This window comes from Acidovorax sp. NPDC077693 (assembly GCF_044542805.1).
In the GTDB taxonomy this organism is placed as follows: domain Bacteria; phylum Pseudomonadota; class Gammaproteobacteria; order Burkholderiales; family Burkholderiaceae_C; genus Acidovorax.
Window position 1 is genome coordinate 33,917 of sequence record NZ_JBITVD010000001.1, and the last position, 22,254, is coordinate 56,170.

20 protein-coding genes, 1 tRNA gene and 1 pseudogene are annotated in these 22,254 nt (G+C 59.0%); 11 read left to right on the top strand and 11 right to left on the bottom strand.

From position 1 onward, the window contains the following. Nucleotide 1: 1 nt before the first annotated feature. From ACIGHN_RS00175 to ACIGHN_RS00215, 9 genes are all read right to left on the bottom strand, one after another. On the bottom strand, nt 2–481 hold the full coding sequence (locus ACIGHN_RS00175) for an NADH-quinone oxidoreductase subunit B family protein (RefSeq protein WP_007849129.1): 480 nt from the start codon (nt 479–481) through the stop codon (nt 2–4). Between the two features lie 30 nt (nt 482–511). Beyond that, complete coding sequence (locus tag ACIGHN_RS00180) at nt 512–871, bottom strand: NADH-quinone oxidoreductase subunit A (protein WP_055393226.1); 360 nt, start codon at nt 869–871, stop codon at nt 512–514. A gap of 74 nt (nt 872–945) precedes the next feature. Further along, nucleotides 946–1,030, bottom strand: a tRNA-Leu gene (locus ACIGHN_RS00185). 114 nt (nt 1,031–1,144) lie between these two features. Continuing rightward, nucleotides 1,145–1,522 (bottom strand): preprotein translocase subunit SecG, encoded by a 378-nt coding sequence (gene secG, locus ACIGHN_RS00190; protein WP_056421016.1) that lies wholly within the window; start codon nt 1,520–1,522, stop codon nt 1,145–1,147. A 42-nt stretch (nt 1,523–1,564) separates the two neighbouring features. Then, nucleotides 1,565–2,323, bottom strand: coding sequence for a triose-phosphate isomerase (tpiA, locus tag ACIGHN_RS00195; protein WP_056421120.1), 759 nt, complete (start codon nt 2,321–2,323; stop codon nt 1,565–1,567). A gap of 2 nt (nt 2,324–2,325) precedes the next feature. Continuing rightward, entirely contained in the window at nt 2,326–3,312 is a 987-nt protein-coding gene (locus tag ACIGHN_RS00200; RefSeq protein WP_396503070.1) for an NAD(P)H-quinone oxidoreductase, read from the bottom strand. A gap of 107 nt (nt 3,313–3,419) precedes the next feature. Then, nucleotides 3,420–5,684, bottom strand: coding sequence for a polyribonucleotide nucleotidyltransferase (gene pnp / locus ACIGHN_RS00205; RefSeq protein WP_396502802.1), 2,265 nt, complete (start codon nt 5,682–5,684; stop codon nt 3,420–3,422). A gap of 215 nt (nt 5,685–5,899) precedes the next feature. Continuing rightward, the gene (gene rpsO, locus ACIGHN_RS00210; RefSeq protein WP_005793232.1) at nt 5,900–6,166 is read right to left on the bottom strand and encodes a 30S ribosomal protein S15; all 267 of its coding nucleotides are present in this window, start codon (nt 6,164–6,166) and stop codon (nt 5,900–5,902) included. Nucleotides 6,167–6,364: 198 nt separating this feature from the next. Beyond that, nucleotides 6,365–6,739 (bottom strand): hypothetical protein, encoded by a 375-nt coding sequence (locus ACIGHN_RS00215; protein WP_396502803.1) that lies wholly within the window; start codon nt 6,737–6,739, stop codon nt 6,365–6,367. Between the two features lie 222 nt (nt 6,740–6,961). Here ACIGHN_RS00215 and ACIGHN_RS00220 point away from each other — a divergent pair, with 222 nt between their 5' ends. From ACIGHN_RS00220 to ACIGHN_RS00265, 10 genes and pseudogenes are all read left to right on the top strand, one after another. Continuing rightward, the gene (locus ACIGHN_RS00220; RefSeq protein WP_396502804.1) at nt 6,962–7,555 is read left to right on the top strand and encodes a GspH/FimT family pseudopilin; all 594 of its coding nucleotides are present in this window, start codon (nt 6,962–6,964) and stop codon (nt 7,553–7,555) included. Nucleotides 7,556–7,605: 50 nt separating this feature from the next. After that, nucleotides 7,606–8,103 (top strand): Tfp pilus assembly protein FimT/FimU, encoded by a 498-nt coding sequence (locus ACIGHN_RS00225; protein ID WP_396502805.1) that lies wholly within the window; start codon nt 7,606–7,608, stop codon nt 8,101–8,103. Next, complete coding sequence (gene pilV, locus ACIGHN_RS00230) at nt 8,091–8,729, top strand: type IV pilus modification protein PilV (RefSeq protein WP_396502806.1); 639 nt, start codon at nt 8,091–8,093, stop codon at nt 8,727–8,729. Before ACIGHN_RS00225 ends, pilV begins: the two co-directional genes overlap by 13 nt. Before the next feature lie 10 nt (nt 8,730–8,739). Beyond that, nucleotides 8,740–9,639 (top strand): PilW family protein, encoded by a 900-nt coding sequence (locus ACIGHN_RS00235; RefSeq protein ID WP_396502807.1) that lies wholly within the window; start codon nt 8,740–8,742, stop codon nt 9,637–9,639. A 30-nt stretch (nt 9,640–9,669) separates the two neighbouring features. Continuing rightward, nucleotides 9,670–10,485: a PilX N-terminal domain-containing pilus assembly protein gene (locus ACIGHN_RS00240; protein ID WP_396502808.1), complete on the top strand. Its 816-nt coding sequence runs from the start codon at nt 9,670–9,672 to the stop codon at nt 10,483–10,485. Between the two features lie 4 nt (nt 10,486–10,489). After that, nucleotides 10,490–14,134, top strand: coding sequence for a pilus assembly protein (locus ACIGHN_RS00245; protein ID WP_396502809.1), 3,645 nt, complete (start codon nt 10,490–10,492; stop codon nt 14,132–14,134). 18 nt (nt 14,135–14,152) lie between these two features. Then, nucleotides 14,153–14,596, top strand: coding sequence for a type IV pilin protein (locus tag ACIGHN_RS00250; protein WP_396503071.1), 444 nt, complete (start codon nt 14,153–14,155; stop codon nt 14,594–14,596). Between the two features lie 157 nt (nt 14,597–14,753). Further along, nucleotides 14,754–15,434, top strand: a pseudogene (locus tag ACIGHN_RS00255) (RibD family protein); the annotation flags it as partial. Between the two features lie 307 nt (nt 15,435–15,741). Beyond that, on the top strand, nt 15,742–16,944 hold the full coding sequence (locus ACIGHN_RS00260) for an ammonium transporter (RefSeq protein ID WP_056420999.1): 1,203 nt from the start codon (nt 15,742–15,744) through the stop codon (nt 16,942–16,944). Between the two features lie 149 nt (nt 16,945–17,093). Further along, complete coding sequence (locus ACIGHN_RS00265; RefSeq protein WP_396502810.1) at nt 17,094–19,010, top strand: phospholipase D family protein; 1,917 nt, start codon at nt 17,094–17,096, stop codon at nt 19,008–19,010. A gap of 56 nt (nt 19,011–19,066) precedes the next feature. Here ACIGHN_RS00265 and ACIGHN_RS00270 read toward each other — a convergent pair whose 3' ends face one another. Continuing rightward, nucleotides 19,067–20,020, bottom strand: a complete 954-nt coding sequence (locus tag ACIGHN_RS00270; protein WP_396502811.1) for a tRNA dihydrouridine synthase — start codon at nt 20,018–20,020, stop codon at nt 19,067–19,069. Between the two features lie 272 nt (nt 20,021–20,292). On the opposite strand from ACIGHN_RS00270, the gene ACIGHN_RS00275 reads away from it, so the two are divergent. After that, nucleotides 20,293–20,874: a hypothetical protein gene (locus ACIGHN_RS00275; RefSeq protein WP_396502812.1), complete on the top strand. Its 582-nt coding sequence runs from the start codon at nt 20,293–20,295 to the stop codon at nt 20,872–20,874. Nucleotides 20,875–20,978: 104 nt separating this feature from the next. Here ACIGHN_RS00275 and ACIGHN_RS00280 read toward each other — a convergent pair whose 3' ends face one another. After that, nucleotides 20,979–22,181, bottom strand: coding sequence for a methyltransferase (locus ACIGHN_RS00280; protein WP_396502813.1), 1,203 nt, complete (start codon nt 22,179–22,181; stop codon nt 20,979–20,981). Nucleotides 22,182–22,254: the final 73 nt, after the last annotated feature.

The window sequence follows — 22,254 nt, forward strand, 5'->3', positions numbered from 1 at the left end:
TTCAGACACGAGCAATGGTGTTGGTGCGGCGGATCTTCTGCTGCAGCTGGATGATGCCGTAGATCAGCGCTTCCGCCGTGGGCGGGCAACCCGGCACGTAGACATCCACAGGCACGATGCGGTCGCAGCCACGCACCACGGAGTAGCTGTAGTGGTAGTAGCCGCCGCCGTTGGCGCAAGACCCCATGGAGAGCACCCAGCGGGGCTCGGACATCTGGTCGTATACCTTGCGCAGAGCCGGTGCCATCTTGTTGCACAGCGTACCGGCCACGATCATCAGGTCGGACTGGCGCGGGCTGGCACGGAACACCTCGGCGCCGAAGCGGCCGATGTCGTAGCGCGCTGCCGCCGCATGCATCATCTCCACCGCACAGCAGGCCAGGCCAAATGTCATGGGCCACAGGGAGCCCGTCTTGGCCCAATTCACCACGGAGTCATAGCTCGTGGTGATGAAGCCTTCCTTCATCACGCCTTCAATCATTGCATCATCCTTGCTTGCAGCCGAAGCCACTCATTCCCAATCCAGGGCGCCCTTTTTCCATTCGTAGGCAAAACCCACGACAAGGATGGCCAGGAATATCACGACCGCCACGAAACCAGCGATGCCCACCTCGTGCAAGGTGACGGCCCACGGGAAGAGAAAGGCGATTTCCAGATCGAACAGAATGAACAAGATGGCCACGAGGTAGTAGCGCACATCGAACTTCATGCGCGCGTCCTCGAAGGCCTCAAAGCCGCATTCGTAGGGGGAGTTTTTTGCGGCATCCGGGCGATTGGGGCCCAGTATGTAGCCTAGTACCAAGGGGACAACGCCAACGGCGATGCCAACCAAGATGAACAAAAGGACGGGGAGGTACTGATCGAGGTTCATCTTGAGGATGTGCTCACCGCTGTGGCCTGGCCCGACATGTCCCTTGCCAGGACATGTCGGGGAGGCCTTTGTTTTGGTGCCGTCGGCGAGACTCGAACTCGCACAGCTTTCGCCACTACCCCCTCAAGATAGCGTGTCTACCAATTTCACCACGACGGCTGATGTGTGCATCTGGATGGCATGAGGAACCTTGCGGTTTTGGCTTTCCAGACAATCCGGGATTCTACTCCGGAAAAACCCTGCTTCGGCTTCGCCGAACCAATTTAGCGCAGATTATTTGGTCGGAATCTGGGCAGCGCCCGATGCCGGAACAGCAGGCGCCACGGCAGCACCCGGCGCCGACGCGGCGGGCGCGGAGCCGGCAGGAACTGCTGCAGCCGGGGTCTCCAGCACGCTGCCCGCACCGGCAGGACGTGCATTGCCGAAGTAGGCCAGCGCCAGCGTTGCCACGAAGAACACCGCCGCCAGCACCGCCGTGCTGCGCGACAGGAAGTTGGCACTGCCGCTGGCCCCGAACAAGCTGCCCGACGTACCGCTGCCGAAGGCAGCGCCCATGTCGGCACCCTTGCCGTGCTGGACCAGCACCAGTCCGATCATCCCCAGCGCCGACAGCATCTGCACCGCCAAAACCACATTCACGATCACGTTCATTCTCTGTTCACTCCTGATTGAATAGCTCTTGGGACCACCACCTCAACGGGCGGCGGCAATGATTTGTAAAAAGTCGGGGGCCTTCAGGGATGCGCCGCCGACCAGCCCGCCATCGATGTCGGGCTGAGACAGCAGCTGCGCCGCGTTGGCGGCATTCATGCTGCCGCCGTAGAGCAGGCGGATGCGGTCGGCGTGCTCGCTGGCCGCGGCCAACTGGGCCCGCAGCACTGCATGCACCGCCTGCGCCTGCTCGGGCGAGGCCGTGCGGCCCGTACCGATGGCCCACACCGGCTCGTAGGCCACCACCACTTCGCTGATGCAGTGGCCATTGAGATGGATCACGGCAGCGAGCTGGCGCTTGACCACCGACTCGGTCTGGCCCGCTTCGCGCTCCTGCAGGGTTTCACCCACGCAGATGATGGGGGTCACACCCGCCGCCAGTGCACGCTGGGCTTTTTCTGCCACCACCACGTCGGTTTCCCCGTGGTATTGGCGACGTTCGGAGTGCCCCACCAGGGCATACCGCACGCCAAACTCCTTGAGCATGGCCACCGACACCTCACCGGTGAAGGCGCCCGCCTCATGCTGCGACACGTCCTGCGACGCTACAGCCACCGCAGACCCGAAAGTGAGCGACTGCACCTGCGCCAGATAAGGCGCAGGCACTGCCACCGCCACATCGCACGCCGCACCACCGCCATCACCCAGGCCCGCCATGATGGCCTTGAGCAGAGCTTCGTTGGCTGCCAGGCCGCCGTTCATCTTCCAGTTGCCGGCGATGAGTTTCTTCTTGCTGTTCATGATCACCACGTCAAAACGATCTTGCCAATGTGCTGGTTCGACTCCATCAGCGCATGCGCATCGGCCGCGCGGGCCGCTTCGAACGTGCTGTGGATGACCGGCCGCACCTTGCCTTGCGCCAGCAAAGGCCACACGCGCTCGCGCAGCGCTTGCGCAATGGCGCCCTTGAAAGCCACGGACCGCGGGCGCAGCGTGGAGCCGGTGATGGTCAGGCGGCGGCGCAGGACCAAACCCGCGTTGAAACCAGCCTTCACCCCACCCTGCACAGCGATGATGACGATGCGGCCATCCTCTGCCAGGCACTCCACTTCGCGCGCCACGTAGTCGCCAGCCACCATGTCGAGCACTACGTCGACACCTTTGCCATCGGTGATGCGCTGAGCCTCCGCCACGAAGTCCTGGGACTTGTAGTTGATGGCATGGTGCGCACCCAACTCCAGGCAGGCTGCGCACTTGCTGTCGCTGCCCGCCGTCGCGATCACGGTCGCACCGAACGCACGGCCCAATTGCACCGCGGTCACGCCGATGCCGCTGGTGCCGCCCTGCACGAGCAGGCTCTCACCCGCCTGCAGCCTCCCCCGGTCGAAGACATTGCTCCAGACGGTGAAGAAGGTTTCAGGCAGCGAGGCCGCCTCGACATCGCTGAACCCTTCGGGCACCGGCAAACACTGCACCACGGGAGCCACGCACCATTGCGCATAACCGCCACCGGCGACCAGCGCACACACGCGGTCACCAACACGGATGCCGGCCGCCGCCATGGCGGCGGCATCACCCGACTCCACCACACCAGCCACTTCCAGACCGGGCAGGTCTGACGTGCCCGGCGGCGGGGCATAGTGCCCCATGCGCTGCAGCACATCCGGGCGGTTGATGCCGCTGGCAGCCACCCGGATCAGCAGTTCACCCGGCCCGGGCTGCGGCACAGGCCGCTCGCCCAGACGCAGCACCTCCGGCCCACCAAAAGCGGAGATCTCCACAGCGTGCATAGTGCGGCTCATCGGACAATGAAGGTATGGGTGATTTTGGCCGCTACCGCTTGATCAACAAGCGGCAGCAGCTACAAAATCAATAGCAAATAGACCCGTCAGCCGGATCAGCCCACCACCTGCTCGGACGCACCGTCCGAAGCCAGGGATTGCTGTTGCTGCTGTTGCTGCTGCTGCTGCTGGTCAGCCGATGGGCGGCCACCGTCGCCACGACCATGGTCGCGGCGGGGTTCGCGGTCACCACGCTCTGCAGGTGCAGGACGATCGCTGCCACCGGCAGGACGGTCCGACAACACCTTCATCGACAGCTTGATGCGGCCCTTTTCGTCGGTTTCCATGACCTTGACCTTCACGATCTGGCCTTCGGTCAGATAGTCGGACACCTTCTCGACGCGCTCGTGCGCGATCTGGCTGATGTGCAGCAGGCCATCCTTGCCAGGCAGCAGGTTGATCAGCGCGCCGAAGTCCAGGATCTTCGTCACGGGGCCTTCGTAGATCTTGCCGATCTCGACTTCGGCCGTGATCTGCTCGATGCGCTTCTTGGCAACGTCGGCCTTCGCGGCGTCGGTCGCGGCGATGGTGATCGTGCCGTCTTCCTCGATGTTGATCTGGCAGCCGGTTTCCTCGGTCAGTGCACGGATCACCGCACCGCCCTTGCCGATCACGTCACGGATCTTCTCGGGGTTGATCTTCATCGTGTAGAGCTTGGGCGCGAAGTTGGACACCTCGGTCTTGGCTTCACCCATGGCTTCCTGCATCTTGCCCAGGATGTGCATGCGCGCTTCCTTGGCCTGTGCCAATGCGACCTGCATGATTTCCTTGGTGATGCCCTGGATCTTGATATCCATCTGCAGCGCGGTGATGCCGCTGGTGGTGCCGGCCACCTTGAAGTCCATGTCGCCCAGGTGATCTTCATCACCCAGGATGTCGGTCAGCACGGCGAAGCGGTTGTCTTCCTTGATCAGGCCCATGGCGATACCGGCCACATGGGCCTTCATCGGAACGCCGGCGTCCATCATCGACAGGCAGCCGCCGCAGACCGACGCCATGGACGAAGAACCGTTGGACTCGGTGATTTCCGACACCACGCGGATCGTGTAGGGAAACTCTTCCTTGGTCGGCAGCACGGCGACCAGCGCGCGCTTGGCCAGACGGCCGTGGCCCACTTCGCGGCGCTTGGTGGAGCCCATGCGGCCCACTTCGCCCGTGGCAAAGGGAGGCATGTTGTAGTGGAACATGAAGCGGTCTTCGAACTCGCCAGCCAGCGCGTCGATGCGCTGCGCGTCACGTTCGGTGCCCAGCGTGGAAATCACCAGCGCCTGGGTTTCGCCACGCGTGAACAGTGCCGAACCGTGGGTGCGGGGCAGCACGGAATTGCGGATTTCGATGGGGCGCACGGTGCGCGTATCGCGGCCGTCGATGCGGGGCTCGCCGGCCAGGATCTGGCTGCGCACGATCTTGGCTTCGATGTCGAACAGCAGGCCTTCGACCTTCACGGCGTCGAATTCAGCGCCTTCGGCCTTCAGCGACGACAGCACGGAAGCGGTGGCTTCACGCAGGGCGTGCGTGCGGGCTTGCTTGCTGCGGATCTGGTAGGCAGCGCGCAGCTTTTCTTCGGCCAGTTGCGAGACCTTGGCGATGAAGGGCTCGTCCTTGGCGGGCGGTTGCCAGTCCCACACGGGCTTGCCGGCTTCGCGCACCAGTTCATGGATGGCGTTGATGGCAGCTTTGCCTTGCTCGTGGCCGAACACCACGGCGCCCAGCATCACGTCTTCGGGCAGTTGCTGCGCTTCGGACTCGACCATCAGCACGGCCGCTTCGGTACCGGCGACGACCAGGTCCATCTGCGAGTTCTTGCGGGCGGTCTGGCCGGGGTTCAGCACGTATTCGCCGTTGATGTAGCCCACGCGCGCGGCGCCGATGGGGCCATTGAACGGCAGGCCGGAGATCGACAGAGCGGCGCTCACGGCGATCATGGCGGCGATGTCCGCGTCCACTTCAGGGTTCAGCGAAATGGTGTGGATGACCACATGCACGTCGTTGTGGAAGCCTTCGGGGAACAGCGGGCGGATCGGGCGGTCGATGAGGCGGCTGGTCAGCGTTTCGAGTTCGCTGGGCTTTGCTTCACGCTTGAAGAAGCTGCCGGGGATCTTGCCTGCGGCGTATGTCTTCTCGATGTAGTCGACGGTCAGCGGGAAGAAATCCTGGCCGGCCTTGGCGATCTTGGAGCCCACCACGGTGGCCAGCACCACGGTGTCGTCGATGTTGACCAGCACGGCACCGGAGGCCTGGCGTGCGATTTCACCCGTTTCCATGACGACGGTCTTGTCGCCCCACTGGAAGGACTTGGTCACTTTGTTGAAGATGGTCATGATGACTCCTTTTGCTTCGGTTTATGTAGCTGGCTACGCAGAGCCAGCAAGGGCCGGAGGCAATTCAGAACACGATGCCATTCCAGGGAGCCTGTCACCCGCAACCGGTGCGTCAGGATCCGTGGAATGACACAGCTTCGCTCTGTTTTGCGTCTCCGAAGTAAAAAACGCCTGAGCTAGCGTGCTAACCCAGGCGTTTTGACATGCGAATGCGCTTACTTGCGCAGACCCAGCTTGGCGATCAAAGCCGTGTAACGGTCAGCGTCCTTGGCCTTCAGGTAGTCCAGCAGCTTGCGGCGGCGGCTCACCATGCGCAGCAGGCCGCGGCGACCGTGGTGGTCCTTGGCGTGCGTCTTAAAGTGAGGGGTCAGTTCGTTGATGCGAGCGGTCAGCAGGGCCACTTGCACTTCTGGGCTACCGGTGTCGTTGGCAGCGCGGGCGTTGGCCTTGACGACTTCGGCCTTGATGGAGGATGCGATCATTGGATTTCCTTGGATTGGGCCTGCAGGGGACTGCGGGCCGTGGTTTTTACTTGCGCCGACGGCTGGAACGGCCAGCGGCGTGCGTCTTGCACCGTGCAAAACTTGACAAGTATAACGCATGCTCAACGCACTCACAATGGCCATTCTAGAAGACACCAACGATCCAAATCTTCACCGCAGAAAAAACACGTAACAAGATCACAACAAGCACAAAGCATTTTTTGAACGCAACTGAAAAATACAAAAAAAGCCGATTTCTCCGCAGAATCCGGTGACGCCATCACCCTTCAAGCACATGTCTTCAAAAAAATATCGTTTTCTTATTGTGCTAGCACTGACAGCATCATCATTGAGCGCAACGGCACCCCAGGCCAAGAGCAAATCCAAGGCCTCAACCCCGGCCCACGCCATCGAAAAGCACGCAAAAGCATCAAGACAAACATCTTCGTCAGAGGAAAGTGCCGCGGAACGTGATCGCAGGCTACATAGAGAATGCAAGGGGATGCCCAACGCTGGCGCGTGCCTCGGATATGGCAGGCCGTAAAGCGCAAAAAGAGACGCCTTCAATGCCACCCAGCAGTTCCAACCCTGCCAATCGGGTCTCCAGCACGATCTATTCAACAAAGAATAGGGCGCACCCTGCAAGCAATCTAACGCCCTGATCTCAAGAGCCCACAGCCCTCTCGGCAGCCCACACCCTCGACCACAACGCCGAGCTTAACCGGCCGTCATCCAAGCGATACCATTCATCCCCGCATCATCGCATGCAGCTTTCAGTAGCAATACGATACTTAGATGCGCGCCATTTCCCAATCAAAACCCACTCGCCTTCGAGGCTTCACTGCCATCGAACTGCTGGTCACCATGGCCATCATTGCCGTGCTTGCAGCGCTGGCGGCTCCTAGCTTCACACCAATCATCGAACGCTGGCGAATTCGCAACGCCTCCGAAAATATAGTAACCGCATTATATTTCGCACGCTCTGAAGCGATCAGACTCGGAGGTAACGTCGTGATCATTAAGAATGCAAATTATGGTAATTGCACCTCCACAGGCAATACCGATTGGAGCTGCGGCTGGAAGGTATTCTATGATGTCAACAACAATGGCATTCAAGATACCTGCAACACGGCAAGCACCCCCAATGAATGCGATATAAAAACCGGAACTATTCCAGCGCAAACCAGCATTACACTAAGCGGCAGCACGGGAATAATCTCAATAAACCGCTGGGGCATGCTGGCCAATTCCATCAACTCAACGACTCCTGCAGCCATGGATTTCCTAGCAACTCCTGCCGGCAAAAACTCTACAGCACCCAGCGCAGTTCGCATATGCGCGGGAATCGGAGGAAAAATCGCGCAAAAGGCGGGCAACAGCGCATGTTAAAGCTGTCGCGGCATTTATGCAAAGGAGTCACGTATATCGAGACGGTCGGCGTGGTCGTTGTCATTAGTTTACTGGCATCACTGGCGATACCGAAATTCACAGCCATCAATGACCGATGGCGAGTTCGCGATACAACCGAAGCAATGATTTCTACTCTTTATTTCGCACGCTCCGAAGCATTGAAACGCGGCACAAAAATAGTCATCCAGAAATCGCCCAACAATCCAGGGAGATGCCGTTTGGCCAGCAATAATCAGGAGTGGGGATGCGGCTGGTTTGTCTTTATCGACAGCGATAAAAATGGAAAATACAAAATTGGCGAAGAAATTTTGCGTACAGTGAGCACTCCTATCAACACGGATGTAATTCACAACTCAGGAGGCGCAGCCATTAGCGTAGATCACAACGGAAAGATGGATGGGCTAAATGCAAAAGGCTTCACTATCTCGCCAGCATCCACAGGCATATCGTCACCAGCTACTCGAGGCATATGCATGGCGGCGGGTGGCAGAATCAAAGTAATCGAGGATATTCCATGCACCCCTTAAAAATCAAACGCCATCACCACAATCAGGATGGGTTTAGCCTGATAGAAGCCTTGGTTGCAATAGTTGTGATGACTCTGGGTATTCTGGGCATTCTAGGCGTACAAATGCGTACCCTAGCAGATACGCAGGCCGGGGTCCGACGAGCTCAAGCCATTCGCTTCATAGAAGATTTGAGCGAACGGTTGGAAAACAGCCCCGATGCACTTAACAATCTGAGCAACTACGAAATCGCATTTACCGATGCATTACCCACAGATACAAGCGAGTGCTGCACCAGTGCGGCTTGCATCCCAGCAGATCTAGCTGCATGCGATATTAGACATTGGCGTCTTCGAATAGATCGAGCACTACCAGGGGCACAAGTAGCAGTATTTGCACCACAAGGTGGATCCCGGCAGCTTGGTGTGGTCGTCGGCTGGAATGAAAATCGTTACAATCAAAATGGGCAAAGCTTTAGTACGAGCGACCTATCTGCATTGAATGCACCGCTTGCGATTTCAGGCACAGACACAACCGGTGCAACCGTAAGCTGCCCCAACAATTTCACCTGTCATATTCAATATATTCAGCCGACGCAACGCTGCACTCCAGATATTACTTCTGGCAGCCTGCTCTGCCCTAATTGAGTAGCGATTTATGAAACACCTTCCCGTTCGTCGCATAGTCACTGCATCAATTGGTCGCCAAAATGGCGTAACTCTGGTGGAACTCATGGTCGGCATTGCTGTCGGCCTTTTGGTTGTCGCAGTAGCCCTTGGTGCACTTATGGCATCGCGTGGCGTTTCAGGCACTGTGTCAGAGTCCACCGCGTTAGCACAGCAAGCGTCCTATGCATTTCGCGTCATTGGGCAGCAAGTCCGTCAGGCGGGCAGTTTGGAACTAAGCCTTACCCCTTCCATTGCTCCAATTGCATCCGACGCACTCCGATCAATGACGCCGGTTGCTTTTGACCCACCAGACCCCACCGGATTGCGCCCCCCTTTTTCGCGCGCTTCACGCACCGTGGTGGGAGACAGTGATCCGAGCTTTACATTGGGATATCAAAATTACACCGAACAGATAACCCCTCCAGCACCAGCATCCACTCCTGTCTCATCGTCTCTCTTAAGAGATTGCTTAGGACAAAATCCTGCGACGGCAGCTAGCGGAAGCGTTGTGGCCACCCCGGTTTTGAGCAGTAAGTTCCAGAGAAATAACAGCACAAATGAACTTGTCTGCATTGGCGCAAGCGGCGTAGGCCAGCCCATTATAGGAAATGTCACCGACATGCAAATCAGATATCTTCAGCAGGCACCTCTCACAACGAATTTACAGTATATGGGAGCATCTGCGGTGACGGCAAATGCCGCCAGCGATACAGGCGGATGGACTAATATTTACGCCGTTGAAGTATGCCTTGAACTCACAGGAACAGAATCATCCCCAACAGCGGGGGCAAATTACATAAACTGCAGCGGGACTTCTACGCCATACGGCGATCGAATCAGAATGATTTTTCGCAACGTTTATCAAATACGCAGCCAGAGCCAGATTTGATGCAGCTCAGCGACTGAGAAAGCACTTAACATGCTCACGAAATCCAACATGAAATCTTCGCAGGAAGCAAGCTCGCAACGAGGAATGGCATTGTATGTTGTCATTATTTTCGTTCTGCTATCGACGCTTTTAGCTCTTTGGGCTGCGCGTAGCGCATTGTTCAACGAAATTCTTGTCGGCAACGATGCAGACTACAGACGCACCTTCGAAGCTGCACAAGCCATGTTACAAGACGCGGAATTCGATATTCGAGGTGTTCAGCCCACAGGAGCGGCTTGCGCTCGGACAGGAGGAAATAGCGATATGTGCCGGCCTCCTCCAGCTCCTGCGATCCCAGCAAGCGGTGCAACACCAGCGGTACCTGCAACCCTCGGTGCAGACGTATATTTTGATTTCGAAACAAAAGATCTCGCCAATATGCTATCCGTGGTGCAAGGCTTGAGTACAGGAGGAACAAATTGCCATAAAGGAATATGCGCCAAGCGAGACGATCCACAAGATTTTTGGAATGACTCAACAAAGATGACTGCCATGATCGCTTCCAATACTGGCGCTCGATACGGCCAGTATACCGGCGCTAACGCCGCAGCAACTGCGAACCCTATTTTATCGGAGACGGGTGCTGGCAGAGGAGCGTGGTATTGGGTTGAAATACTTCCATATTTAGATCCTAACGTATCACTGCTATCAGGCATGCCTCCTGGCGCCAATGTGGAGCGTTTCGCGCCAATGCGCACAAAGCTATTCATCTACCGTATTACAGCGATAGCACGGGGCAACAAGCCCGGCAGCGAGGTTGTTCTTCAGTCGACATTGACACTGCAAGACTCCAACAACGCTAAGTAATACATTGACCTCCTCAATTTATACCTGGAGTTTGACCATGCGCAATATCCCTCAACCTCAACGCACAGTCATTGCGATCCTTATTGCATCAATTTGGGCGCCCGTAGCAGGTTGGGCTGCCCAAATTCCTTTGGTGCAGTACCCCGCAGGCACTGCTTACAAGGCCCCGGTGCCTAACGTTATCCTTACGGTAGACACATCAGGAAGTATGGCCACCGTTGACGCTGGACAAACGCAGAGTAGGCTTGCGAATGTTATAGATGGCCTCAATGGCACACTGATCAATACCACAAAGTATGATGGTCAGTTTAGGTTGGCATGGCAATCCTTTACATGCAACAACATTCCATCGAATGGTGGAAACTGTGGTGGCAAAAATGCAATGGGAAAGTTTGACACCACCCACAAAACAGACTTTCAAACTTGGGTTTCAAAACTTACCACAGGAACATCTTCCGGCACCACTAACACCCCGTCTCATATGGTGGTGTGGAACGCTGGCGAGTACCTCAAAACCACAGGCACAAGCAGCCCTTGGAATGCGACCCCTGGAACAAGCGATTCGAATCCGCTTGCCTGCCGTCGTGCTTATCACATTTTCTTGACAGATGGCGGCTGGAATTACAACGTACCTAGAACTTACTACCCAGCCAACCCTCCTAGCAAAGTGGGCGCGGCTGACGGGTTTGCATTCAATACAAAGATACGAGCCACTGACCCCTTAGCGCAGAGCATACAAAATGCTGACGGAAAAGCAGTCACCTTCCCGGATGGGACTGCTTACTCTGCAACAGCAAATCAAACAAAAATTTACAGAGACGGTTTTGGAGCAAATACTATAATTAAGAATAATAGCGATAATATTAATTATGCATATCCCACATTAGCAGACATAGCATTTTATCACTGGGCGACCGATTTACAACCCACCATCAACAATAGCGTCAACTCAAAAATCAAAAAAACAGGACCAGAAACATATAATAATGGCAGTGGAGCCAGTGCCAAGACAGTGACCTTTGATGAATATTGGAACCCGAAGAACGACCCTGCAAACTGGCAGCACTTGGTTCAATATACGATCGGATACGGAACCACTGCAGCCACCTTGGCCAAGGTCAACGCAACCTCACCTCAATGGGCGGGAGGAGTTTTTTCAATGTATAACACTACCGGAACAGGAGTAGGATATGCAAGCTTGGCTACTGGTAATACAACTTGGGATGATGTCACCTCAGCTGCCGCGGACAACGACTATGACAGATACCGCCCTCAAGAAATGTGGCACATGGCAATCAATAGCCGAGGCAAATACTATCCTGTTACCGGTGATTTGACGGCAGTTTTTGCGGATATTTTCGACGACATTATTGTTGATACCACCGCACCAATTTCAGGCTTTACTTCTGCGTCCGGCTCCGTTAGCCGTGTAGGCACTCAATCTTTTCAGACCAACTATATTGCAGCAGATGATGGAAACTCAAATGACAACCGGTGGTACGGCTATGTGACATCAAGCTCTATTGATACTGCTGGCAATTTCACGCCCAATCCAGACTGGGGCCTTGTGACCGGAAGCACGACCAAGGGCCTATCCACTGCGGATAAGCTGGACACAGCCAATATCAACACCCGCCTAGTCCTTTCATACAAAATTGCATCCCCCGCTTCCACCGGCATTTCTTTTAAGTGGGCCAATCTGAGCACATCGGCTACGGCTGCGTCTCAGCAAATGTGGCTAAATAATGGAACAGTTGGATCTGCTGCTTCAATTGCAGGTGACGGGAGAGGGCAAGATCGAGTTAATTTTATTCGTGGCGATCGCACTAAAGAAGCCAGCAACTTTAGCGCAACTAATGCCACCGCCAATTTCCGCAATCGAAAAAATCGCCAGGGTGATATTGTCAATTCCGCCATCTGGTATGTCGGCCCGCCAGCTAATGGGAATCCCAGCCTTTCCTATAACGCCTTTGCGTCAGCCAATCGAGGCCGTATGCCCATGTTGTATGTGGGTGGAAATGATGGGATGCTTCACGGATTTTCTGCCAAGGATGGCCAGGAGAAAATTGCGTATGTGCCTCATGGCGTGGTGCAGAATATTTCATCCCTCACCAACACTACATATGATCACAGATACTACGTTGATGGATCCCCGGCATCAGGTGATGTTAATGTTGGAACAACCGCCGTTCCAGACTGGCGCACATATCTTGTTGGAACCTTGGGCGCCGGTGGCAGAGGTTTCTTTGTCTTAGATGTAACAAAGCCCGGACCTCTAGATCCATCGTCGTCTATACCCGCCCCGGCTACCAATTTCGCCGAAGCGAATGCAGCCGACTTGGTAGTCATGGATAAGACGGCGGCTCCTGTTACAGATGCGGTTCCACCAGCAAAGCCAGCAGACGCCAATGCTGAGGCCGATATCGGCCATATATTTGGATCACCGACAGTTGCAGAGAGTAATCAGCAATTGGCTCTGCAAATCGCTCGCACCAACGATGGCAGGTGGGCCTATATATCTGGCAATGGCTATAACAGCTCAAGTGAACGCCCTGTATTAATAATCCAGTACCTCGATGGAGACAAAGCGCTCAGAAAGATCCCTGCCGCAGCTGTTGGCTCAGCGGAAGCAGTAGGGAATGGGCTGTCCGCACCTCAATTTCTGGATGTAAATGGCGATGGTTCACCTGACTTTGTTTATGCAGGTGATTTGCGTGGGAACATGTGGAAATTTGACATTTCCAACATTGATGCAACACAATGGGGTGTTGCATTTAACGGAAACCCACTCTTTACAGCAACGTATACATCCGGCGGCTCAACCAGTCGACAGCCAATTACGACAGCCCCCGTTCTTAGACCCAATCGCACGGTTGGCGGATTAATGATTGCATTTGGCACGGGTCAAAGCCTGACCGAATCGGATCGTAGCGATACTTCAGTACAAACCGTATATTCAATTTTGGATAATACTAGTTATTTGATTGAATCTACCGGAACGAACATTGGAAAGGTAAAGATCAAGACATCCAACCCAACTCCAGCCACAGTAAGTGATCGTAGTGTCTTGCAATCACAATCCGTGAACAATGGGACAGATAACATTTTGGCGAACACAGGGCTAGGAACAGCGGGTACAGGGGTCAGTACAGGTCGATCTTTTTGGACACTTAATACGCAAGAGGTCGCCTATGCATGCAAACCAACCAATACAGGGTGCACCGTGAAGATGGGATGGTACATGGATTTACCAGTCGCCGGCGAGCGTGTCACTTCCAGCTTTGCCTTCTACAATGGAGGCAATAATTTAGAAATTATTAGTGAAAAACCTGCTTCTGGGAGCGCCACAGCGAGCGGGCAAGAAGTTTGCGCACCACAACCCAGCGCAGCAAAAACATATCGTACAATCGTCAATATCGCGGCTGGTACACCAGCCCCACTTCCAATAATGGATGTAAATGGTGATGGGCTTTATGATAATGCAGACAAAAGCGGCAGCTTAAATTATGCCAGAATGTCGTCTTCCAGCAAAGAACTGCGTTTTACAACTGGCGCAAAACAGGTTCGCAAAGGCAATGACGGCCGAACGGATGCGCTGAAAATTTATCCACAGTTGCTTCTGCGTCCAGGCTGGCGTCAACTGAAGTAAAAACAAGTGAAAATTATTATGAAGAACAAATTATTACCATATAATTCACGAGGCTTTACGCTAATTGAATTGATGGTTACTGTAGCCATAGTTGGCGTGCTCTCGGCAATTGCCTATCCAAGCTACCAAGAATATGTTCGCCGTGGTCACCGTGCAGAAGCGCGTGCTGGCCTCCTTCAGGCGCAGCAGTGGCTTGAGCGAGCGGCAACAGCGACGGGCAGTTATCCCACCGCATCTTTGCCAACTGCGCTGACTTGGGCTTCTGACAGCAACAAGCGCTATGCTATTGCTATAGCAGCTAGTAACACGGCCACTGCCTATACGTTGACTGCAACGCCCAAAAATGGTCCTCAGGCTAGCGACAAGTGTGGCACCTATACTCTGAGCAGTACGGGGCTAAGGGGCGCCGCAAGTAAGACATCAGGCGACGCGGGCTATAACGTTGATTGCTGGGGCAAATAATACACTCTTAATAGGCAATTTATATCTCAAAGCAATTTGGGCTATTTTCCAAAAAATAGCAATAGGTCAATAGAAATCTATTTATCCTATGTAAAATCCCAAGTCTCGCAGCATCAAACATGCTTCAGAAAGAATTTACATTTCCGTGCGCAACGAATTTTCCGATCAAATGGTTCGCAATATTCCTTGGGTACGAATTAAGGTAGCGGCTTCGCTGGACGGAACGACCGCATTGGAAAATGGTGTCAGTCAGTGGATAACTTCGCCCGCCGCTCGCGCAGATGGACATGCTTGGCGTTCACGAGCTTGCGCTGTGTTAACGGGCATTGGCACTGTTCTAGATGACAACCCACGCCTCGACGTGCGGGAGATTGACACAGTGCGACAGCCACATGTGGTCGTTGTGGATAGCAGGCTGCTTACTCCTCTTGACGCAAATCTCTTCATTGAAGGCCGAAACTGCTACATCTACGCGGCAATTGAGAACACCGCCAAGCAGTTCGCCCTGGAAGCCAAAGGCATCCATGTCACCTATCTGCCCAACGCCGAAGGCAAGGTGGACTTGTCTGCCATGCTACAAGACCTGGCGCAAAAAGGCATCAATGAACTCCACATTGAGGCAGGCCACAAACTGAACGGATCCTTCATCCGTGAAGGTCTGGTTGATGAATTGCTGATCTATCTCGCACCTCGGTGGCTAGGTCTCGGTGCTCCCATGGCTGATTTCGGTCCGTTGGCTGCACTTGCTGATGGGCTGTACCTGGAATTCAGATCCGTAGATATGGTGGGCGCCGACCTGCGCATAGTTGCGTCGATAAAAGGACGTAATCACTTTTAGCACCTGGTAAGGTTAGCTGGACCAAAAGAACTCCGCTGCCCCAACCATGCACAAATCGCTGCCGTAGCTTTAGACCATAGCTAAGCACTACGCTAATATTGCAGTTGCACACACAGAGCCCCATGCGGATCGCGCCTCCACTCCTTGTACCGCGTAAGCAACATTAGGCGCGCTTTCCTAACTTCTCCGACCGAAATGGTGCAAATAATGCACCATTTAGGCCCACTTCTTGCTTTGATTTGGTGCGTTTCTGGTCGGCAGACTTGGAGACGCACCAAAGAAGATCAATTCAACGCAAGAGGAAGTTATGGAAGCACTCAAACAGGGCACGGACGCCTTGTTCATTCTCCTGGGCGCCATCATGGTGCTGGCCATGCATGCCGGATTTGCCTTTCTCGAACTGGGCACGGTCCGCAAGAAGAACCAGGTCAATGCGCTGGTCAAGATCCTGGTGGATTTCTCGGTGTCCACCGTGGTGTACTTCGTGGTGGGCTACAGCGTGGCTTACGGAACGCACTTCTTTGTGGGTGCGGAATCGCTGGTCCAGCAAAGCGGCTACTCACTGGTCAAATTCTTCTTCCTGCTGACTTTTGCTGCGGCCATTCCGGCCATCGTGTCGGGTGGCATTGCAGAACGCGCAAAATTCTGGCCTCAACTGATGGCAACGGCGGTGATCGTCGGCTTTGTGTACCCCTTTTTCGAAGGCATCGCCTGGAACCAGCACTTCGGGGTGCAGGCCTGGATCAAGGGCCTGACCGGCGAGGAATTCCATGACTTTGCCGGCTCCATCGTGGTGCATGCCATGGGCGGCTGGATCGCGCTGCCCGCGGTGATCCTGCTGGGCTCGCGCGCCAACCGGTACCGCAAGGACGGGGCGATCTCGGCGCACCCGCCGTCCAACATTCCGTTCCTGGCACTGGGGGCCTGGGTGCTGGTGGTGGGCTGGTTCGGGTTCAACGTGATGAGCGCGCAGACGGTGGACAAGCTTTCGGGCCTGGTCGCTGTGAACTCCCTGATGGCGATGGTGGGCGGTACGCTGGCCGCGCTGGTGCTGGGCAAGAACGACCCCGGCTTCGTGCACAACGGCCCGCTCGCCGGCCTGGTGGCCGTGTGCGCTGGGTCCGACCTGATGCACCCGCTGGGCGCTCTGGTGGTGGGCGCTGTGGCGGGTGCGATCTTTGTGCTGATGTTCACCCTCACGCAGAACAAGTGGAAGATCGACGATGTGCTGGGCGTGTGGCCTTTGCACGGCTTGTGCGGCACCTGGGGCGGGCTGGCCGCGGGCATCTTCGGCACCAAGGCGCTGGGGGGCCTGGGCGGCGTGAGCTTCTCGGCGCAGTTGATCGGCAGCACCCTGGGCGTGGTGTGGGCGCTGGTGGGCGGGTTCGTGGTGTACGGCATCCTGAAGAACACCGTGGGCCTGCGGCTCACCCAGGAAGAAGAGTTCGATGGTGCCGACCTGTCGGTCCACAAGATCAGTTCCACGCCCGATCGGGAAGTGAGCTGGTAATAGTACGGAGGGCGGTGACCGGCCTGGACGGCGGTCGGGCCGCTGAAGCCAGCAACGGCTGAACGCTTGTGTCTTCCGTCCGATGGCGATGGGTGGGTAGGCGCGGCGTCCGACAGGCACGGCACGCGGTGCGCGGTCACAATCGCGCCATGCCGCGCACGCACACAGCCCCCGCCTTTCTGACCGCCACCGCCCGCTATGGATGGCTGGCCCTCCTGGCCGTGCTGCTTGCCGGGGCCATCACGGGTTGCGCCGGTCTGCCCAAGGATGTGGACAGACCGGTTTCGAGCGCGCTGCCCTCTCCTGCGGGTACGGCACTGGGCCAGTTGGTGGACGAGCGGCGTGCCGCCTTGGGCGGCCGCCATCCTTCCGGGTTCCTGCTGCTCAGCGGCCCGCAGGCCGCCTACGGCAGCCGCCTGGCGCTGGTGGATGCCGCGCAGAAGACCCTGGATCTGCAGTACTACGCGATCCATGCCGATGCGAGCAGCGAACGGCTGTTGCTCAGCGTGGTGTCCGCGGCCCAGCGCGGCGTGCGCGTGCGCGTGCTGCTCGACGATTTTCACAGCACTGGCCGCGATGCGCAGGTGATGCGCCTGGCCTTCGTGCCGAACATCGAAATGCGCATGTTCAACCCGCTCACCGGCGCGCGGGGCTCACCCATCGGGCGCATGTTCAGCGTGATCGGCGATTTCTCGCGCGTGCAGCAGCGCATGCACAACAAGCTCTTCATTGCTGACAACGCCATGGGTGTGACCGGCGGGCGCAACCTGGGCGATGCGTATTTTGGCAATGCCGATTCGGGCAACTTCGTCGACCTGGACGTGCTGGCCGCGGGGCCCATCGTGCAGGACCTCTCGCGCAGCTTCGACAGCTACTGGAACAACGAACGTGCCTACCCGGTGCAGTCCCTCATCACCCGCGAAGAGCTGGATGCACTGCGCGAACGCATGCGCAGCACCGACGCGGCGCAGCAAGAGCGCATCAAGGGCCAGGGGGGCACGCTGGCGCCGGACAACCAGCCGGCCGCCGACGGACGCCGCGCCACCGCCACCCAGCGCGCGCGCATCTGGGACCAGCAGCCCATGGACCTCGCCCAGGCACAGTTCACCTGGGCGCCCGCGGCGGTGCTGGTGGACAAACCCGCCAAGATCCCGCCAGATGGCGCATCGACCCCCACGCTGCCAGAAAAGGCACCGGCAAAAGCCACGCCCCTATCCATCGCGACTGGGGGAGCGCCTGCGGTCACGGCACGGGCAGGCGCCTCGTCCGCAGCGCCTGCGCCGCCCTCGGCTTCGGCCACCGCACCGGCCAGCACGGCCTTCGCAGACCCCGCGCGCGATGCACCGCCGGCCGACCGCCCCCCGAGCGAGGGCGAGGGTGAACTGCGCGAGGCCCAGACCGACACCGTGGTGGACGGCCTGCTGCAGCTCATGGGGCAGACGAAGCGCGATCTGCTCATCATCTCGCCGTACTTCGTGCCAGGGCCCGACATGAAGCAGGCGTTTGCCGCAGCGCGTGCGCGCGGCGTGCGGGTGCGCGTGCTCACCAACTCGCTGGCCTCCAACGATGCGCCGATTGCCCACGCAGGCTACGCACGCCATCGCACCGAGCTGCTGGCCATGGGCGTGGAGCTGTACGAGATGCGCAGCGAGCTGCCCGGCGTGCTCAGCGGCTCTCTGGGCTCCACCGGCAGCAGCGGCGGCAAGGGCGGCAGCGCGGGCGGCTCGATGGGCAGCTCGCGCGCCATGCTGCATTCCAAGCTGCTCATCATGGACGGGCGCCTGCTGGCCATCGGCTCGATGAACCTTGACATCCGCTCGCAGCGGCAGAACACCGAGATCGCACTGCTGATCCGCAGCGGCGATCTCTCGCGCCGGGCCACCGCGCAAATCGACAGCGCGCTGCGGGACGCTGCCTGGCATGTCGAACTGAACGACGGCCGCCTGGTATGGCGCGCCCCCGAAGGCAGCGGGCTGCCCGACGCGACGTCGGAGCCGGACGCCAGTGCCCCGCTGCGCCTGATGCTGCAGTTGCTGGGGCCGCTCGCCCCCGATCACCTGCTCTGACGCACTCTGATGCACCCGCCCGCAACCTGCCGCAACCAAAGCGGCGGTGCTTGCGACTACGGCTGCTGGGCCGCCACCCAGGCCGTGATCGCGCGCTGGTCGGTCATCGTGCGCACGTGCTGGTAGGCCACCTCGGCCTCGGGAAAGCGCCGGCGCAGAAGGTTCAGCCATTGCTTGAGGCGCCCTGCCCGCTGGCGGGGCTCGAGGTCATCGCACACCAGCCGCCAGAACGCCGCGATGTGCGGCAACAGTTCCGCCCACGTGACGATGTCCGTGCCTGGCCGGCCTCCGTCGGCCGCACGAATGGCCCGGGCGAGCCCCGGGTCGGCCACGATGCCGCGGCCCAGCATGAGTGCACCGCAGCCCGACACCTCGCGGCAGCGCTGCGCGTCGGCCACCGTCCAGATCTCGCCATTGGCCACCACCGGCACGCGCACCGAGGTGCGCAGCGCGGGGATGTGCTCCCAGTAGGCGGGCGGGCGGTAGCCGTCGGCCTTGGTGCGCGCGTGCACCACGATTTCACAGGCGCCACCGGCCTCCATCGCCTGGGCGCATTCGCGCATCAGGCCGGTGTCGTTGAAGCCCAGGCGCATCTTGGCCGACACCGGCAGCTGCGCCGGCACTGCGCGGCGCACGGCAGCGACCACGGCGACGATTCTTTCCGGGTCTTGCAGCAAGGCCGCACCACCGCCATGGCGGTTGACGACCTTGGCGGGGCAGCCGAAGTTCAGGTCGATCCCCTCCGGGCCCAGCGCCGCCAGGCGGGCGGCGTTCTCGGCCATGCTGACCGGGTCGGAGCCCAGCAACTGCGCGCGCACCGGCACCCCCGCCAGCGTGCGGCTGCCGTTGCGCAGCTCGGGCACGTAGCGCAGAAACACCTTGTCTGGCAGCAGCGTGCCCGTGATGCGGATGAATTCCGAGACGCAGCGGTCCACGCCGCCCACGCGGGTCAGCACGTCACGCAGCACAAAGTCGAGAAGCCCCTCCATCGGGGCCAGCAGCAAGGTCATCGCGGTTCGGTTCAGGGGGCCTCGCCGGCCGCCGCCCGTGGCATGCACGGAATGCGAAACGGCAAGGCGTTCAGCCAGACTATGAAATAAAAAGGGCTCTACCGCTTATTAGACGGTCGCTAGCAGCTATAAAAAATATAGCAATCGCACATCCAGCAGTTTCTGCGGCCATTAAGGCAATCACGGCAGCCCGCCATTGTGCGGCACGGGGTCATCACAGCGTCATCGCCGGGTGATGCAATCGCGGCCATCACCCGTGACAAGGACGCGCCATGCTGCTGCAAAAAACCGACAAAGCCCGCCTGGAGCTGTCCCCCGGCGTGCGCACCCTGAGCCTGCGCGAACGCTCGCTGCTGCTGCTGGCCGATGGCAAGCCGCTGTCGGACCTGCAGGCCATGTACAACGGCATTGGTGCGCAGATTGTGGACAACCTGATGCGGCAGGGCTACCTCACCGGCCCGGCCGACCTGCCGCCGGCGCCAGACACCGCCGCTGGCAAAACCCCGGCCAGCCCGCCCGCAGCACCCGCCTCCCCCCCTGCAGCCCAGCGCCAGGAGCCCGCGGAAGCCCTGCGTTCGCTGGCGGGCGCGCGGATGTATTTGTTCGACACCTGCGAGCGCCTGTTCGCCCGCCGCGACCCGGTGATGGCGCAGCAGTTTCGCGAAGCCCTGCGCGCAGCCAAGGACCAGGACAGCATGCTCGATGTGGGCGAGGCCATGTTCGATGAAGTGGCCTTGGCCGCAGGCGCGGAGCGCGCCGCCAGCCTGCGCGAGCGGTTCGAGCAATTGCTGCCCGCGGCCGCCACGGTGGCTCTCAAGCCTTTCGACAACACCCAGCCCGCGGTACTGACCTGAGCAGCCCCCCCACGACCAACGAAAGTCGATGATGGGGCCAGCCCGCAAGCCCTGCGCTTCAGGCCATCAGCGCATCGACCGGCAGATGGCCGCAGGTCGATCCGTCAGGCAGCAGAAGATGAAGCAGAAGTGGAAGCGGACGCAGCAGCGCCCAGCCGCCACAACGACGTGACCTCGGCCGCACGCGCCGCATGCAGTGCATCGCCTGCATCCGCCGCCTTGGCATGGCGCGGCTTCACATCGTGCCGCCCGCGCACCACCAGGCCCGCCTCGGCGATCCAGCCCAGCAGTTGGTCGCGCGGGCGCAGGCCCAGGTGTTCGGCCAGGTCCGACAGGATCAGCCAGCCTTCGCCGCCGGGCTCCAGGTGGTCGGCCAGCCCGGCCAGAAAGCCCCGCAACATGCGGCTGCCTTCGTCGTACACCGCATGCTCGATGGGCGAATTGGCGCGGGCAGGCAGCCAGGGCGGGTTGCACACCACCAGCGGCGCGCGGCCGGGTGGGAACAGGTCCGCCTGCAACAGCTCCACGCGGGGCAGCACGCCCAGGCGCTGCAGGTTGTCGCGAGCGCAAGCCAGCGCACGCGGGTCCTGGTCGGTCGCCACCATGCGCTGCACGCCACGGCGGGCCAGCACCGCCGACAGCACGCCGGTCCCGACACCGATGTCGAAAGCCAGCTCTTTGGACGGCAGGGGTGTGTTGGCGATCAGGTCCACATACTCGCCCCGCACGGGCGAGAACACACCGTAGTGCGGGTGGATGCGGTTGAGCGGCGCCGCACCCAGTGCAGGCACCTCCACGCCCTTCTTGCGCCATTCATGCGCGCCCAGCAGGCCCAGCAGCTCGCGCAGCGTGGCCACCGACCGCTCGCCCGTGGCAGGGCCCCAGGCCTCCGTGCAGGCCTGTCGCCAGTCGGGCGCGCGGCGCAGCGCGATGCTGTAGTCACCCTCGAGCGGGATCAGGATGGCCGCGAGCACGCGGGCACGCTGGGCCTGCGCCTGGCGGTGCAGGTGGAAGGCCTCTGCGGGTGTCGCCACCGCCAGCTTCTGCGCCGAACGTGCGGCCGCCTTGCGCGGCTTGCGGTCGGCCCGGCGCATCAGTGCCTGCAGCAGATGGCGCGCGTTCTGAAAGTCGCCCTCCCACAGCAGGCCCGTGCCCTCGGCAGCCATGCGAAAGGCGGTGTCCGCGGCCAGGGTGTCATCGGCGGTGACGACACGGCGCGGCACGGGAGCGCCGCTTTCGGAGCGCCACTGGGCTTGCCGGGGCTCGCCTTGATGGGTCCACGCGATCAGGGGAAGAGAAGTCGACATGGAATCCTTCACGGCGCTGCGTGTACCACTGACAGGTTGCACCAGCACGGCGTGGGCCATGGGTGCCGGGCCA

Bases quoted from the DNA above. Each gene is read 5' to 3' on its own strand.
- pilV (WP_396502806.1), top strand. From the start codon at position 8,091: ATGCACCCCTTAAAAATCAAACGCCATCACCACAATCAGGATGGGTTT.
- ACIGHN_RS00275 (WP_396502812.1), top strand. From the start codon at position 20,293: ATGCTGCTGCAAAAAACCGACAAAGCCCGCCTGGAGCTGTCCCCCGGC.
- pnp (WP_396502802.1), bottom strand. From the start codon at position 5,684: ATGACCATCTTCAACAAAGTGACCAAGTCCTTCCAGTGGGGCGACAAG.
- ACIGHN_RS00235 (WP_396502807.1), top strand. From the start codon at position 8,740: ATGAAACACCTTCCCGTTCGTCGCATAGTCACTGCATCAATTGGTCGC.
- ACIGHN_RS00175 (WP_007849129.1), bottom strand. From the start codon at position 481: ATGATTGAAGGCGTGATGAAGGAAGGCTTCATCACCACGAGCTATGAC.
- secG (WP_056421016.1), bottom strand. From the start codon at position 1,522: ATGAACGTGATCGTGAATGTGGTTTTGGCGGTGCAGATGCTGTCGGCG.
- ACIGHN_RS00250 (WP_396503071.1), top strand. From the start codon at position 14,153: ATGAAGAACAAATTATTACCATATAATTCACGAGGCTTTACGCTAATT.
- ACIGHN_RS00260 (WP_056420999.1), top strand. From the start codon at position 15,742: ATGGAAGCACTCAAACAGGGCACGGACGCCTTGTTCATTCTCCTGGGC.
- ACIGHN_RS00240 (WP_396502808.1), top strand. From the start codon at position 9,670: ATGCTCACGAAATCCAACATGAAATCTTCGCAGGAAGCAAGCTCGCAA.
- ACIGHN_RS00280 (WP_396502813.1), bottom strand. From the start codon at position 22,181: ATGTCGACTTCTCTTCCCCTGATCGCGTGGACCCATCAAGGCGAGCCC.
- rpsO (WP_005793232.1), bottom strand. From the start codon at position 6,166: ATGATCGCATCCTCCATCAAGGCCGAAGTCGTCAAGGCCAACGCCCGC.
- tpiA (WP_056421120.1), bottom strand. From the start codon at position 2,323: ATGAACAGCAAGAAGAAACTCATCGCCGGCAACTGGAAGATGAACGGC.
- ACIGHN_RS00270 (WP_396502811.1), bottom strand. From the start codon at position 20,020: ATGACCTTGCTGCTGGCCCCGATGGAGGGGCTTCTCGACTTTGTGCTG.
- ACIGHN_RS00220 (WP_396502804.1), top strand. From the start codon at position 6,962: ATGCGCGCCATTTCCCAATCAAAACCCACTCGCCTTCGAGGCTTCACT.
- ACIGHN_RS00180 (WP_055393226.1), bottom strand. From the start codon at position 871: ATGAACCTCGATCAGTACCTCCCCGTCCTTTTGTTCATCTTGGTTGGC.
- ACIGHN_RS00265 (WP_396502810.1), top strand. From the start codon at position 17,094: ATGCCGCGCACGCACACAGCCCCCGCCTTTCTGACCGCCACCGCCCGC.
- ACIGHN_RS00200 (WP_396503070.1), bottom strand. From the start codon at position 3,312: ATGCACGCTGTGGAGATCTCCGCTTTTGGTGGGCCGGAGGTGCTGCGT.